Source organism: Aneurinibacillus aneurinilyticus ATCC 12856 (genome assembly GCF_000466385.1).
GTDB classification, from domain to species: domain Bacteria; phylum Bacillota; class Bacilli; order Aneurinibacillales; family Aneurinibacillaceae; genus Aneurinibacillus; species Aneurinibacillus aneurinilyticus.
In genome coordinates this window covers 38122-52459 of the sequence record NZ_KE952903.1, presented here as the reverse complement: position 1 = coordinate 52459, position 14338 = coordinate 38122, and the positions used below count along the sequence as shown (strand labels likewise).

Genomic DNA, 14338 nt, shown 5'->3' with positions numbered 1-14338 from the left:
CTCCCGTTTTTCGCGCAGAATAAGAGTAAATCAGAGAAACGGGAGAGGGATATAAATGAATACGAAGGAAACGTGGAAATATACGCTTTTTGCGGTTTGTGCCGCTGCTGTGCTATTAGGATCGCCGCTGCTTGCCGGAACTGTTTCGCTGTCTGCTGCCGCCTCTCAGAAGCAAACGGTGGAGTTGGCAGTAGCTGATATGTCAGCCTTGCTTATGGCTGTGAAAAAAACGGATGCAAGCATACAGGAAGTCCAAGCGCGTGTAAAGCGGGAAGGCCTTCGTTTTCAGACCGAGCAGGAAGCAGAGCTTTTTTTGCAAGCCATTGCCAAAGATTTAGATATTAGGGCATGGACCAAAGAGATGAAGGAAGGGATGCGTATTTATCGCGCTGCATCCGAAAATGAAGCGGGAGTCGAACGGGAAATATATGTGAGCTTGTATACCTCGGGCAGCAAAAGCGAAATTGTGGCAGGTTCAGCTTTAACTCTTCGGGGTAAAGAAAATCAAGTGCCAGTGCTTAAAGCCATGATGGAGAGCTATTTGCAAATCTTTGCAAATAGTTCAGAACTACCGCAAATTATCTCTTGTGTTAGAGGAAAATATAATGGTAAACTGGAAAATGACTTGCAAAAGAAGAAAGCCAGTCAGTTACTGGCTGCTCTTAAAGGAACAATGGTTGAAAGTTTGGAAGAAGAAACGGTCCTTAGCTATTCAGCTTATTCGCCCCTATTTCATACAGTTGTTGAAACGAACCAGCGAACCATGAACTTGCAAGTTGCAGCACATTATGATACGTACATGCAAGGAACAATGATAACAGTAGGAATACCAATCATTACAGTGGAATACTAGCAGGACGCGGGGGGAAATGTAACGTGGATAAGATTATTATCCGGGGTGGACAACGTCTATCCGGAAAAGTACGGGTGCACGGCGCGAAGAATGCCGTACTTCCCATCATCGCAGCATCAATCTTAGCAGAAGATGGTACAAGTATAATCCATGAAGTACCTAGCCTAGATGATGTGTATACAATCAGCGAAGTCATTCGCGCATTGAATGTAAATATAAAATATGATAGTAAGGCTGAGACGCTGACAGTAGACGCCAGTAACCTGTCAGAGGTGGAAGCGCCTTATGAGTGGGTTCGCAAAATGCGTGCCTCTTTCCTTGTTATGGGATCGCTTCTGGCTCGTAAAGGACAGGCGAGAATTCCACTGCCGGGTGGATGTGCCATTGGTTCGCGAGGAATTGATCAGCATTTGAAAGGCTTTGAAGCGATGGGCGCGAAAGTCGAGATTGGCCAAGGTTACATTTTGGCCAGTGTGGACGGTCGTCTGAAAGGAACGAAGATTTATCTCGACATTCCAAGCGTAGGTGCAACAGAAAACATTATGATGGCGGCAACATTGGCTGAAGGCACAACCGTTATCGAAAATGTAGCGCAAGAGCCTGAAATTGTCGATTTGGCCAACTATCTGAATGCAATGGGAGCGCGGGTGCGCGGAGCCGGAACGGATACCATTCGCATTGAGGGTGTAGAACGTCTTGTCGGTGCCGTACATAGCGTAATTCCTGACCGTATTGAAGCGGGAACTTTTATGGTGGCAGCAGCAATTACACGTGGTGACGTATTCATCGAGAATGCGATTGTTGATCACCTGAAGCCTGTTGTAGCAAAGCTGCGTGAGATGGGCGTCGTCATTGATGAGGAAGAGAACGGCGTGCGAGTGTATTGTAATCCGGAACTTAAGTGCGTAGATGTAAAGACGCTGCCGCATCCGGGATTTCCGACGGATATGCAGGCCCAGTTCATGGCCGTTATGCTGTCCGCAAAAGGCAGCAGCATCATTACAGAGACCGTTTTCGAAAACCGCTTTATGCATGTAGATGAGTTTAAGCGGATGGGCGCCAACATTAAAATCGAAGGGCGTAGCTCTATTATCAGTGGGGAAGCACATTTGACCGGTGCTAAGGTAAAAGCAACGGACTTGCGGGCAGGGGCTGCATTAATCCTGGCTGGCTTGATTGCGGAAGGCGAAACCGAGCTTACCGAACTGCACCATATAGATCGCGGATATGTGGACATTGTCAGCAAACTGCGTGGATTGGGTGCAAACATTGAACGACATAGCACACCGGTTGTACAGCTTGTAAAAGATGAAAGTGAGAAGAGCGGTGAGATGGTCGTAACGGCTTCATCAAAAGCATCGCTTGCTTAATTTGATTCATACACGTATTTATATTTTCGTATTTGCAAAAAAGACCCTTCAGGGAGTGTTGAGGCTCCGGAAGGGTCTTTTTTCTCTGTATAGGAAAGTATAGCCCGCGAGTTTTCTTATTGCATATCTTTCTGTTAGACCGCATAGATTTATAAAGTAAGTTGTCCAACTGGCAGTCGGAAGGGAGAGAATGATGAAACAGATTGTGTACGCAATCGCCGCTATTGTCATAATCTTGCTTGCTGTTCCTTCGATGCTCGTTCTCATATACCAGGCACCTGCCGAGCGTCCGGTACAGCAGGTAGCAGAAGAGAAAGGCACCCCCATGTCACCTGCCGTACAAAAACAAATAAAACATATCGACTTTTCTGTGCGTGTCTTCCGGGTAGGAACAGGAAAGATTGATACAGTACCGCTAGAAGAGTACGTAATGGGAGTAGTAGCAGGAGAAATGCCAGCGGAATTCGAGATAGAAGCATTGAAGGCTCAGGCGATGGCAGCAAGAACATATATTACCCTTCGCCTTGCGAAAAAGGATTTTAAGGACGTACCTAAAGATGCGCATGTAACCGATACGGTCAAGCATCAGGTTTATATGGATGACAAGCAGAAGCGGGAGCGCTGGGGCAGTGCTTATACATGGAAAGAGGCGAGAATCCGCCAGGCAATTGAACAAACAGCGGGACAAGTTCTTACCTACCAGAATGAACCGATTAACGCCACGTTTTTCTCAACAAGTAATGGATACACAGAGAACTCGGAAGATTACTGGGAGACTAGAATTCCTTATTTGCGCAGTGTCAAGGTCCCGTGGGACAACATATCACCGAACTATGAAGAAACGGTGACTATGACGGTCCAGCAGATGGAGAAGAAACTAAAAACAAAGATTGCGCAACCTGCTGCGGCAGGGGGCAATACATGGCAGAAGGTGCTCTCGCGTACAGCCGGTCAGCGGGTAAAGGAAGTCAAAATCGGAGATAAGACCTTTACCGGACGCGAAGTGCGGACAATGCTCGGGCTAAAGTCCTCGCATTTTGCGATGAGCATCGAAAATGGTAAGGTGAAAATCCGTACGCTAGGATATGGCCATGGCGTTGGGATGAGCCAATGGGGCGCCAATGGCATGGCGAAAGAAGGAAAAACGGCTGAAGAAATCGTGTCGTATTTCTATAAAGGCGTACAAATCGAGAGCGCAGAGAAGTGGATAAAATAACAAAGAAGCGTTTTGCGCGAACGCTTCTTTTCTTTCGCTCACTTATAAGGAACGAAAAGGATTGTATTGTGGTTTAGAATAGGAGAAGAAGAGCTTAGAAACAACCTGTGCCCATCTGTCTCATCTTTTATACAAAAAATTTCTTCCGTATGTTTATTCGCCTCGCTTCCTGTCAACACTGATTGCTGAGGTGATAAAACAATGGATGAACAAAAAAAATCGACTACATCCTCCTCCCCCGTCCAAAAAGTGAAACGTGGTGGCTGGAGGCGCATAATGGGCAAGAAATGGATTTTTCCCGCAATGTATCTAGGCGCAGCTGCTATCATCCTCGCGGGCGTAATGTGGTATCAAAATAGCAAGGACTTTACGACGAAACTGGCAACACCGCAGGCGGCTCCTTCAAAGCCATCTGCGCCGACACAAGTAGCTCAGGGCGGCAATGAGCAGCAGCCTGCTGTTCCGGTTAATGCGGACGATGGCAAATTGGCCTGGCCGACTAAATCAGAAGCCACAGAGAAGGTGATGGGGTATTTTGATGATGCGTCTGATAAGAAAGACCAGGAGGCAGCCCTCGTCCAGTTTGACAATTCCTACTGGCCTAATACGGGTATTGCCATTGCAGCCAAAGACAAAAAGTCATTTGAAGTTACAGCTGCGGCAGCAGGCAAAGTAGTAAAGTCAGAACGCGACCCGATGCTTGGCTATCAGGTTGAAATCGAGCATAAGGATGGTCTTTCCACTGTATACGCCAGCCTTGAAGACACCAAGGTGAATGTAGGCGATACGGTAGATCGCGGAGCGGTACTCGGCATGGCTGGACGCAATGTGTTCGAGAAGGATTTCGGCATTCATCTTCATTTTGAAGTTCATAAGAACGGAGAAGCAGTGGCGCCGGAACAATATTTAAAGAAAACGGATAACATGACGCAAGCAAAATAAAAAGAAAATACGAGAAAATGAAGAAAAAAGGCTGAATAGTACATGCTATCAGCCTTTTTTCGCATATATAAGCCCTTGCCCCAATATAATGTATCAGACCAATGACCAATTAGCTTAGGAGGCGAGAGGCGTGCACGATTACATCAAGGAGCGAACGATGAAAATCGGTCACTATATTGTGGAAACCCGGAATACCGTTCGCAAGATTGCCAAAGAGTTTGGCGTGTCGAAAAGTACGGTGCACAAAGATTTGACAGAACGGCTCCCCGAAATTAATCCGGAACTTGCGAATGAAGTCAAAGAAATCCTTGAATATCACAAGTCTGTCCGCCATCTTCGGGGAGGGGAAGCAACGAAGATCAAGTACAAGCGCAAAAGCAAATCATACCGAAAGGAGGAAGCCGAAGAGCTTGCCTAGGTAAAAATTCTCCTTGTTACAGGACAATATGCGTAGTACAATATTCTGATGATATAACAGTTACAGGGAGGCTCTCACATGTTGGGCAAAGATATCGGAATAGATTTGGGCACGGCCAACGTCGTTATCTATGTGAAAGGCAGCGGTGTTGTGCTTGATGAACCATCGGTCGTAGCGATTGATAGCATGACAAAGCGAGTATTGGCTGTTGGAGAAGAGGCGCGTCGGATGGTCGGTCGGACACCGGGCAACATTGTTGCTATTCGTCCGCTGCGAGAAGGAGTAATTGCAGACTTTGATATTACGGAAGCAATGCTTAACCACTTTGTGAAGAAGATAGGCGTGAAAGGGTTCATGGCGCGGCCGCGCATTTTGATTTGCACCCCAACTAACATTACATCTGTTGAGCAGAAGGCGATTCGGGAAGCGGCACAGCGATGCGGAGCGCGAGAAGTGTTCCTTGAAGAAGAACCAAAAGTGGCCGCTGTAGGCGCCGGAATGGATATTTTCCAGCCGTACGGCAATATGGTGGTCGATATGGGCGGTGGAACAACCGATGTAGCCGTGCTCTCTATGGGAGACATCGTCACCGCCTCTTCTATTAAGATGGCAGGGGACAAGTGTGACGTTGCAATTATGAAGTATATTAAAGACAAATACAAGCTCCTCATCGGCGAACGGACCGCTGAAGATATCAAGATTCAAATCGGTACCGTTTTCCCTGGATCGCGCAAGGATGAAATCGATATTCGCGGCCGCGACATGGTCACTGGGCTTCCACAGACACTTAATGTAACATCTGCTGAAATATGTGAAGCGCTACAAGAAGTAGCACAAGCCATTGTAATTGCCTCGAAGAATGTACTGGAGCGTACGCCGCCTGAATTGTCCGCTGATATTATCGATCACGGTGTTATGCTGACGGGCGGAGGGGCGCTATTACACGGGCTTGATCGCCTGCTTGCAGAAGAGTTAAAGGTGCCTGTTATGATTGCAGACAACCCTATGGCATGCGTGGCGATAGGAACCGGTATTATGCTGGAGAATTTGGACAAGTCCCCGCAGCATTCCGGACAAAAAGGCCGCAAAAAGATATTTTCGTAGTATGTATACTCATACTTTTTCTGGTATGATGTTGCTATAGTGAAAAGAAGTGCTTATTCTGTTTTTTTGCCCGCTATGCAAGCTATCAGTGACGTATATGACATTAACGTCGTTTTATAAGAAAGTAAGGTGAAAAAAGATGCTGCGAGGATTAGACGCCGCCGCTTCCGGTATGATTGCCAATCAGGCGCGGCAGGACGCATTGACGAATAACCTGGCGAACGTAAATACGCCGGGCTACAAATCTGATAATTCGACATTTCGCACATTTCCCGAGCTTCTCCTCGAACGTATCCGCGATACGAACAGTGGAGTGGCCGGGCTGCCGGCACTTCCGGGGCCAAAGCAAGTGGTTGGACGCATCTCCCATGGGGTGTACAATCAGGAATTGGTTCCGAACTTCATACAGGGCGATATAACCGAGACTGGCAAGGTCCTTGACGTTGCGTTGGTCGATGAAGGACTGCCGACTGTAGAAGTGGACGGAAAACAAGTGCAGCCGCGGATGTTTTTCGCAATTCATAAGCCTGGGGAGAATGGAGAACTTCAGACATATTACACACGCAGCGGGAACTGGTCAATGAATGCCCAGGGACAGCTGACGACCATTGAAGGCTATCCTGTATTGGATATAAATAATCGACCGATTAATTTGCGTGCGCTTCTCGGTGACGCGCCGTTAAATAAAAGCAATCTACAACTGACACCCGGAGGTCAATTGATTGCACCGGGCAATCCGAATGCAGCACCTGTACAGCTGGGAATATATCGTGTGAATAATCCGGCTGCCAATCTGGTAAAAGAAGCCGACACCGCTTTTCGATATTCCGGTAACGGTGCACCGACTCTATACAATCCGATGATCGATTCTTCCATTGTGGTTAAGCAAGGATATGTGGAACGCTCCAATGTAGATGCGGGCCGGACGATGATCGACCTGATGACCGTACTACGAAGCTATGAGTCGAACCAACGGGTGCTGCAGGCATATGATATGACACTTCAGAAGTTGAACGAAGTGGGTAAAATTTAACGGGTAGGTGTAAGGTATGAATCATTCAATGATTAATGCTTCGGCTGGTATGCGAGCTATGCAGCAGCGTGTAGATACGATTGCGAATAATATGGCCAACTCCGATACAGTAGGGTATAAGAGCCAGGATACAGCCTTTGCCTCCCTTTTAATCCGGAATTTGAACAATCAGCCATATGCCGCACAGGAGCCGAACCGGATTACACCATTTGGCACACGTCCGGGCTTTGGTGCAAAGGAAGCAGTAGTTCAGACGAATTTCGAGCAAGGGTCAATTAAGACGACCGATGAGCCGACCGATCTGTACCTTAAAGGTGAAGAATCATTTTTCCGCGTACAGCGTACAACTGATAGCGGAGAGCAGGTCGTGTTATTTACGAGAAATGGGAACTTCAAGCTGATGCCTGTAAATGGCAGACAGGCGCTTGTCACAGAATCGGGAGACCCGGTGATGGACAATAGCGCCAACCCTAAACCGATTTCCATTCCGGCCGGAGCGACCGACTTCAAAGTCAGATTGGACGGACAAGTTACGTATCGACTTGGTGATGTGGAACAAACAGGGCCACGCATCGGCGTATATAGTATCCAGAATCCGAATATCCTAAATCATGCAGGGGAAAATTATTACCAGCTTTCGCCTGGACTACCGCTAAATCAGCATGCGCAGCTAAGCAATGCGGATGGCACGGCGATGCCGGAGGGAGTAGCCGTGCACCAGGGTGCACTAGAGATGTCCAATGTCGATCTGCGCAAAGAGATGGCGAGTCTTATTGAAGCACAACGTGCGCTTCAGTTCAACGCGCGGGCACTATCTTACAACGATCAGATGATGGACATTACCAATCGAATTTTTAGAGGTTGATAGAATGTCAGAACAGCAAAAAACATCTTATAGGGCTGCATCATCTGCTGCAGCCGCGCAAGAAGCACCCAGGAAGAAGGCGGCCAGAAAGAAAGCAAAGCGGAGAGCAGGTATGCCGCTGCTTTTAAAAATCATGCTTGTGCCTTTTCTTCTTGTCATCGCCCTGCTGGCAGGACTTATTACCGGCTACAGTATTATAGGGAACGGCTCAGCCGTCGATGTTTTTGATTTAAATACGTGGAAACATATGTATGATCTCGTTTTTGGGTAAAAGAGTATGTTTTCTTATGCAATAAAACATCGAGGCAAGATGGCAGGCGATTCGATTTTACATCTAATCCCATGTCTCTTGCCTCTTATTTGTTTTATGTTTGGATGTATAATAGAAAGGCATTACTTTTTTGTGGCTACAGATGAAAACAGAAAGGATCGATGAGAGTGGAGAGAGATAAACAGTGGGAGCTGCTGCATATCCTGGAGGAGAACAGCCGACGCTCCGCAGAGACAATTGCAACAATGCTGGATACTACGGTAGAAGACGTCAAAGAAACAATCGCTAAACTGGAAAGCGAAAAAACAATTATTAAATATCCCGCGATTGTTAACTGGGAGAAAGTGCACGCTAATGACCTCGTCACAGCAATGATTGATGTAAAGGTGACACCGAAGCGTGAAGTAGGTTTTGATGATGTGGCCGAGCGCATCTATCGCTTTCCTGAAGTGCAGTCCGTTTATCTCATGTCAGGTGCATACGACTTATCTGTCGTTATCGAAGGAAAAACGATGCGTCAGGTTGCTCAATTCGTATCTGAAAAATTGTCTGCGCTTGATTCCGTCATTTCGACGACCACGCATTTTATCCTTAAGAAATATAAACATGACGGTGTTATTTTAGAACAGCCAGAAGACGATAAAAGGATGGTTGTTACGCCATGAGTATATCCAAAGTTGCCAACAGCCGCCTGTCTCGTACGATTCAATCCATTCCACCGTCCGGCATTCGCCGCTTTTTTGAATTGGCATCATCCATGGAGGGTGTCATTTCTCTTGGGGTAGGGGAACCGGATTTTGTCACACCGTGGAATACGCGTGAAGCCGCAATCTCATCGCTTGAACGCGGTTATACAGCATATACATCCAATAGTGGCCTGTACGAATTGCGAGAGGAAATCTGTAAATATCTCGATTCTTCGTTCCAAATCTCCTATGAGCCGGATAAGGAAGTAGTCGTGACAGTAGGGGCCAGTGAAGGAATTGACCTGGCGCTGCGCGCAATTCTCGATCCTGGTGATGAGGTACTCGTGGTAGAGCCGTGCTACGTATCATATGACCCGGTTGTCCGCCTGGCGGGAGGTGTTCCGGTTGCGGTACAGACTACGCTCGAGCAGCAGTTCAAGCTGACACCGGAACAGGTTGAGGCGAAGATTACGGATCGGACGAAAGCGATTATTTTCTGCTTTCCGAATAATCCGACAGGCTCTATTATGACCAGGGAAGAACTGGCCGCACTCGCAGCAGTTTTTGCCCGACACGATTTAGTTGTTATTTCTGATGAGATTTATGCGGAGTTGACGTATGACACGAATCATACGAGCCTTGCTTCACTTCCGGGTATGAAAGAACGTACGATTCTGCTGTCAGGTTTTTCGAAGGCGTTTGCTATGACGGGCTGGCGTATTGGCTATGCAACCGGACCGGAAGATATCATTCAAGCTATGGTGAAGATTCATCAGTATACGATGCTCTGTGCTCCGATTATGGGGCAGATAGCGGCTCTGGAATCGCTCCGTCACGGTATGGAAGCAAAAGAGCGAATGATCGAAAGCTACCGTCAGCGTCGTAATTATGTAGTGAAATCATTTGAGCAAATCGGTTTGTCCTGCCATAAACCGGAAGGCGCGTTTTATGCATTTCCTTCCATTGCTTCAACAGGTATGCCGGCGGAAGAATTCGCTGAGAAGCTGATTCTTGAACAGAAGGTAGCGGTTGTTCCTGGACATGTATTCGGTGACGGAGGAGCGCAGCACATCCGCTGTTCCTATGCTACTTCATTGGAAAATCTGGAGATCGCTATTGACCGTATGGATTCGTTTTTGCGGGCGCAAAAATAAGGCAGTTTGAAAGGGCGCCTCGGTGCTTATTTAAGAATTTTTCAACTCCTACTTCGTTCCCCGTATTTTAAAGAAGAGAGGCAAACAATGCCTCTCTTTTTTTGCTTTAAAAAGACAAGAAATGATAAAAAAACCGGAAAATCATGAAAAAACTCTACTTTTTTTCGCTATTTCTCCCCCTAATTATCTGGGCGAAAACTCATAAAATTTTTATTGTCAAGGAAGAAAGTCGGAATTATAATGCCGGCTTTTTTGTTTTTTGATTGAAAAAAGGTTTGAAGTATTGCCATACAGGGAAAAATAGGCTTTTTTTGTCAATATGAATGAGAAGTGGTTTCATATTTTTTTAACAAAATGATCACATAAAAACAACGAAATGTTATTAAAAAAGCAAAAATACGAACCGTAGATAGAATATTTAGAATTATCAGTTGGTATGAAATGACCAAATAAAGCAAAGCAAAATACAATCTTTGTATCATTTTTCATTTTTGTACCTTGGTATATAGTGGTGTACGTGAAGGACATCAACAGAAAACTTAAGAGAGGAATTGGAGGATGCCACAACAAGAGGAAACAATGAATGTACGAGAAGTTGTCACTACTCTTCGAAAGCGATTCTGGATGATTGTTCTCGTTACGCTGTTTTTTGTCGCAACAAGCGCAGGGATTACGTATCTGATTATGACACCGGTCTATCAGGCGAAATCGGAACTGTTGGTGAACAAATCACAGGAAGGGAATAAGCCGGGAACGATCTCCCGCAATGATATTGAATCCAATCTTCAATTGATTGAAACATATAGCGTCGTAATGAAAAGTCCACGTGTAATGGATAAAGTGGCGCAGAAAATGGGAGAACCGAACCGCACTTCCGCTCTTACTGGACAAATTAATGTTTCGGCGGTCAAAGATTCGCAAGTCATCTCCATCGAAGCGAAAGACCCGGACAAGCAAAGGGCAGCTAAACTGGCGAATACTGTCGCACAAACCTTTCAACAAGAGATCGTCACGATTATGAACGTAGACAACGTACAGATCCTTACGCAAGCGAAAGCGGAGGCCATCAAAGCGCCGGTACAGCCGAAGCCAGCCGTGAATCTGGCGGTTGCCTTTGTAATTGGTCTGATTTTCTCGGTTGCATGCACGTTCTTGCTTGAGTATTTGGACAATACGCTAAAGACGGAAGAGGATATCGAACATCATTTGAACGTGCCGGTTATCGGCTCGATTGCCGTGATTGAATCGGATGAAAAAACGAGTGTTCATAGTCTTGAAGAAAAACAAACCCATGTAGCGGCGGCAGGTGAAAACTCATGAGTACAGTTGGAACAGCAAGCAAACGATACGAAAAGCTGATTACGCATTGGGACCCGAAATCCCCGGTTTCAGAAGCGTATCGAACCCTTCGTACGAATATTCAGTTTGCAGGCATAGATGAAGAGGTTAAGTCTATTCTAGTAACCAGCACCGGCCCGGAAGAGGGCAAGTCTACGACCTCAGCGAATTTGGCGGTTGTTATGGCACAGGCAGGCAAACATACGCTGTACATTGATGCAGATCTGCGTAAACCAACCGGACATCAGACGTTCCATCTTCCGAATCGTCACGGATTGACCAATTATCTGGCAGGGCAGATTCCCCTGGAGAGCACAGTGCAAGAGACCGGAATTAAGAACCTGTTTGTTATGACTGCGGGTCCTATTCCGCCTAATCCTGCGGAGCTTCTCGGCTCGAAGAAAATGAGAGCGGCGATGGAGGAGCTGTATAAGCACTTTGAAGCGATCATTCTTGATACACCGCCGACGCTTGCGGTAGCAGATTCCACCATTCTGGCAAGGCTTGTGGACGGCTGTATTCTAGTGGTTAATTCAGGTAAAACGAACCGCGATATGGCTAAGAGAGCGAAACGACAACTGGAAAGTACGAACACGCGTCTACTCGGCGTCGTATTGAATAATAAGAAGATGAAGCGAAACGATGACTACTATTACTATCAAAAGTAATAGCAACCACACTTCCCTGTCAAAAATCCAGAGTGGGTCGTTATCACACCGTGCCCCAAACGGGCGTCGGTTCGTCTCCCGCACAGAAGCGTAGAGGGCGTCGGTTCGTCTCCCACACGGAAGCATAGAGGGCCGCTTTTTGCCTCAGCCAGGCGGGACTGCAAAACATCTGGGTAAACGCGAAGAGGGAGACAATTGCCGTCCTCTTTCGCCTGGCTGGGGCATACGCTCGGGAAGGGAGACGAAAGGCTGTCCCGTTGTGGTGGCCTTTTCCTCTTTGGACATCAACAGGTGTTGTAATTTATATAAGAAAGGGGAGCGGGAATGAATGTAGACATTCACAGTCATATTTTATGGGGGCTTGATGATGGAGCCCAAAGTCCGGAAGAGACACTAGCGTTGGCGCGTGATGCGGTACAGAACGGTATCACGCATGTCATCGCCACTCCGCATCATATGGACGGTAAATATGAGAATCCTGCATCTTCTATCATGCAGCGGGTGGACGAAGCTAATTGCCTGCTTGCAGAACATGAAGTACCGCTTGCCATTCTTCCGGGAATGGAACTGCACCTTTATGGTGAAGCTGTGCGGGACTTCCAAACGGCGGAGCAGACGCTGCTAACACTAAACCATACCGGACTATACGTGCTGCTGGAACTCCCGTATGATCACGTTCCAGTGTATACAGAGCGTCTTCTGTTCGATTTGCAGATGGAAGGCTATATCCCGGTTATTGCTCATCCGGAACGAAATCATGCAATACGGGAGCGGCCATCGACTTTGTATCGCATGGTCGAGAGAGGTGTACTTGCTCAAGTAACGGCAGCAAGTGTTGCCGGGGAATTCAGTGACAGATATCGAGAAATTTCACGGAAGCTTATCGAGCATAACTTAATCCATTTCATCGCTTCTGACGCACATAATATAACACGGCGTAGATTCGCCTTGAAAGCGGCATACGAGTGGATCGATCATAAGCTTGGACAGCAGTATACACGCTTTTTTCAGGAGAATGCATGCCGGCTGATTTTCGGACAGGATATTGCGGCACCATCCCCGCTTCCTTTCACAGGAAAAAAGAAGCGTAAAAAATTCTTGGGACTGTTCTAATGCATCTGTGCATGAATAGTCAGGTAACTGCCTGCTGCACCTCTATCACTGCAGGCACTCGGCCATGCTGTGGGCATGAAGCGCAAAACAAGGCAATGCCTTAGACGTTCATCGTCAAGGGTATGGTGTGAGGTCGGGTTAAATGCCCAAAAATCACCCATTATATCTTACTATGCAAAATCTATTTTAAGTATATAAGCAAACTATAAAGATTACAACGAAGGAAGTGGCTCTATGTCTACTATTTCGTTTGCTATTGTCGGATGCGGACATATCGCAAACAAGCATATCGAAGCGATTCGGAATATTCCGAATGCCATGCTGGCAGCAGTATGTGATACCAATCCGGAACGACTGAAGGAATACACAGCCACACATCATGTACGAGGTTATTTATCACTCGAGGAGATGCTTGAGAAAGAAAGCGGACTTGATGCAATTTCCATCTGCACTCCGAGCGGATTGCATGCGCCGCTTGCGGTTCAGGCTGCACAAGCCAAAAAGCATATCGTTGTAGAGAAGCCTATTGCGCTTACTCTGGAAGATGCGGACCGTATTATTCAGGCATGCGAGGATAACGGCGTCAAGTTGGCTGTTGTACATCCAAACCGGTTTCGCCCGGCCGTTATGAAATTGAAAAAGTTAAAAGATCAGGGGCTATTCGGAAAGTTGAGTCATGTAAACGCAACAGTACGTTGGAATCGCAATCAGGCGTATTATGATCAAGCGCCGTGGCGCGGTACAAAAGCGCTCGATGGCGGTGTGCTCATGAACCAGGCGATTCATAATTTGGATTTAATGTACTGGCTAACAGGTCCCGTTGAAGAAGTACAAGCATATAACGCAACGCGCTTGCGTGACATTGAAGCGGAGGATGTATCCGTTGCCGTCCTGAAGTTCAAAGACGGTACGCTTGGTATCATCGAGGCGGCGGCGACGATTTACCCGAAAAACTATGAAGAGTCGCTTAGTATCTTCGGCGAAACAGGAACGGCCGTTATTTCCGGACGTACGGCCAATCGGATAAAGCACCTTATCTTTGAAGGCGTACCAGAAGAAGAGACCGCAAGGATCATCGAACAGGTGGAGCAGGATCCGTTTGGAACACCCGGCCATCAGCATATCATCGCGGATATGGTGGATGCGATTCGGGAAGATAGAGAACCGCTGGTTACAGGACAGGATGGCCGCAATGCATTGCAGCTTGTTCTGACCGTATACGAAGCGGCAGAAAAACATGCGCCAGTCAAATGGGGCAACAGCAAGGAATTAGTTAGTAGTCAACAGTGAGAGGAGAACAGAGACAA

The 14338-nt window shown here is 46.9% G+C and carries 15 protein-coding genes; all 15 read left to right on the top strand.

Annotation, left to right across the window (positions count from 1 at the left end):
• Window positions 1–55 precede the first annotated feature (55 nt).
• The 15 genes from HMPREF0083_RS26760 to HMPREF0083_RS23505 all read left to right on the top strand — a co-directional run bounded on the left by HMPREF0083_RS26760 (window position 56) and on the right by HMPREF0083_RS23505 (window position 14321).
• Window positions 56–853, top strand: coding sequence for a YwmB family TATA-box binding protein (locus HMPREF0083_RS26760; RefSeq protein WP_021624430.1), 798 nt, complete (start codon window positions 56–58; stop codon window positions 851–853).
• A gap of 23 nt (window positions 854–876) precedes the next feature.
• On the top strand, window positions 877–2223 hold the full coding sequence (murA, locus tag HMPREF0083_RS23570) for a UDP-N-acetylglucosamine 1-carboxyvinyltransferase (RefSeq protein ID WP_021624429.1): 1347 nt from the start codon (window positions 877–879) through the stop codon (window positions 2221–2223).
• 190 nt (window positions 2224–2413) lie between these two features.
• Window positions 2414–3439, top strand: coding sequence for a stage II sporulation protein D (spoIID, locus tag HMPREF0083_RS23565; RefSeq protein ID WP_021624428.1), 1026 nt, complete (start codon window positions 2414–2416; stop codon window positions 3437–3439).
• Window positions 3440–3640: 201 nt separating this feature from the next.
• The gene (locus tag HMPREF0083_RS23560) at window positions 3641–4381 is read left to right on the top strand and encodes a M23 family metallopeptidase (protein WP_021624426.1); all 741 of its coding nucleotides are present in this window, start codon (window positions 3641–3643) and stop codon (window positions 4379–4381) included.
• A gap of 130 nt (window positions 4382–4511) precedes the next feature.
• Complete coding sequence (gene spoIIID / locus HMPREF0083_RS23555) at window positions 4512–4799, top strand: sporulation transcriptional regulator SpoIIID (protein WP_040304706.1); 288 nt, start codon at window positions 4512–4514, stop codon at window positions 4797–4799.
• 78 nt (window positions 4800–4877) lie between these two features.
• Entirely contained in the window at window positions 4878–5903 is a 1026-nt protein-coding gene (gene mreB, locus HMPREF0083_RS23550; protein ID WP_021624424.1) for a rod shape-determining protein, read from the top strand.
• Between the two features lie 139 nt (window positions 5904–6042).
• The gene (locus HMPREF0083_RS23545; RefSeq protein WP_021624423.1) at window positions 6043–6936 is read left to right on the top strand and encodes a flagellar hook-basal body protein; all 894 of its coding nucleotides are present in this window, start codon (window positions 6043–6045) and stop codon (window positions 6934–6936) included.
• 16 nt (window positions 6937–6952) lie between these two features.
• Entirely contained in the window at window positions 6953–7801 is an 849-nt protein-coding gene (locus HMPREF0083_RS23540) for a flagellar hook-basal body protein (RefSeq protein ID WP_040304704.1), read from the top strand.
• 4 nt (window positions 7802–7805) lie between these two features.
• Window positions 7806–8072: a DNA-directed RNA polymerase subunit beta gene (locus HMPREF0083_RS29555; RefSeq protein WP_021624421.1), complete on the top strand. Its 267-nt coding sequence runs from the start codon at window positions 7806–7808 to the stop codon at window positions 8070–8072.
• A 161-nt stretch (window positions 8073–8233) separates the two neighbouring features.
• The gene (locus HMPREF0083_RS23530) at window positions 8234–8737 is read left to right on the top strand and encodes an Lrp/AsnC family transcriptional regulator (RefSeq protein WP_021624419.1); all 504 of its coding nucleotides are present in this window, start codon (window positions 8234–8236) and stop codon (window positions 8735–8737) included.
• A complete protein-coding gene (locus tag HMPREF0083_RS23525) occupies window positions 8734–9912 on the top strand; it encodes an aminotransferase (RefSeq protein ID WP_040304702.1) in 1179 nt (392 codons plus the stop codon). Before HMPREF0083_RS23530 ends, HMPREF0083_RS23525 begins: the two co-directional genes overlap by 4 nt.
• A gap of 558 nt (window positions 9913–10470) precedes the next feature.
• Window positions 10471–11232 carry a YveK family protein gene (locus HMPREF0083_RS23520; RefSeq protein ID WP_021624414.1) on the top strand — a complete coding sequence of 254 codons (762 nt, stop codon included), beginning with the start codon at window positions 10471–10473 and terminating at the stop codon, window positions 11230–11232.
• Window positions 11229–11918: a CpsD/CapB family tyrosine-protein kinase gene (locus HMPREF0083_RS23515; protein WP_021624413.1), complete on the top strand. Its 690-nt coding sequence runs from the start codon at window positions 11229–11231 to the stop codon at window positions 11916–11918. Before HMPREF0083_RS23520 ends, HMPREF0083_RS23515 begins: the two co-directional genes overlap by 4 nt.
• Window positions 11919–12242: 324 nt before the next feature.
• On the top strand, window positions 12243–13031 hold the full coding sequence (locus HMPREF0083_RS23510) for a tyrosine-protein phosphatase (RefSeq protein WP_021624411.1): 789 nt from the start codon (window positions 12243–12245) through the stop codon (window positions 13029–13031).
• A gap of 234 nt (window positions 13032–13265) precedes the next feature.
• Complete coding sequence (locus HMPREF0083_RS23505; protein WP_021624410.1) at window positions 13266–14321, top strand: Gfo/Idh/MocA family protein; 1056 nt, start codon at window positions 13266–13268, stop codon at window positions 14319–14321.
• The last annotated feature ends 17 nt before the right edge of the window (window positions 14322–14338 follow it).

Bases quoted from the DNA above. Each gene is read 5' to 3' on its own strand.
- HMPREF0083_RS26760 (WP_021624430.1), top strand. From the start codon at position 56: ATGAATACGAAGGAAACGTGGAAATATACGCTTTTTGCGGTTTGTGCC.
- spoIID (WP_021624428.1), top strand. From the start codon at position 2,414: ATGATGAAACAGATTGTGTACGCAATCGCCGCTATTGTCATAATCTTG.
- HMPREF0083_RS23560 (WP_021624426.1), top strand. From the start codon at position 3,641: ATGGATGAACAAAAAAAATCGACTACATCCTCCTCCCCCGTCCAAAAA.
- mreB (WP_021624424.1), top strand. From the start codon at position 4,878: ATGTTGGGCAAAGATATCGGAATAGATTTGGGCACGGCCAACGTCGTT.
- HMPREF0083_RS23545 (WP_021624423.1), top strand. From the start codon at position 6,043: ATGCTGCGAGGATTAGACGCCGCCGCTTCCGGTATGATTGCCAATCAG.
- HMPREF0083_RS23540 (WP_040304704.1), top strand. From the start codon at position 6,953: ATGAATCATTCAATGATTAATGCTTCGGCTGGTATGCGAGCTATGCAG.
- HMPREF0083_RS29555 (WP_021624421.1), top strand. From the start codon at position 7,806: ATGTCAGAACAGCAAAAAACATCTTATAGGGCTGCATCATCTGCTGCA.
- HMPREF0083_RS23530 (WP_021624419.1), top strand. From the start codon at position 8,234: ATGAGAGTGGAGAGAGATAAACAGTGGGAGCTGCTGCATATCCTGGAG.
- HMPREF0083_RS23525 (WP_040304702.1), top strand. From the start codon at position 8,734: ATGAGTATATCCAAAGTTGCCAACAGCCGCCTGTCTCGTACGATTCAA.
- HMPREF0083_RS23520 (WP_021624414.1), top strand. From the start codon at position 10,471: ATGCCACAACAAGAGGAAACAATGAATGTACGAGAAGTTGTCACTACT.
- HMPREF0083_RS23515 (WP_021624413.1), top strand. From the start codon at position 11,229: ATGAGTACAGTTGGAACAGCAAGCAAACGATACGAAAAGCTGATTACG.
- HMPREF0083_RS23510 (WP_021624411.1), top strand. From the start codon at position 12,243: ATGAATGTAGACATTCACAGTCATATTTTATGGGGGCTTGATGATGGA.
- HMPREF0083_RS23505 (WP_021624410.1), top strand. From the start codon at position 13,266: ATGTCTACTATTTCGTTTGCTATTGTCGGATGCGGACATATCGCAAAC.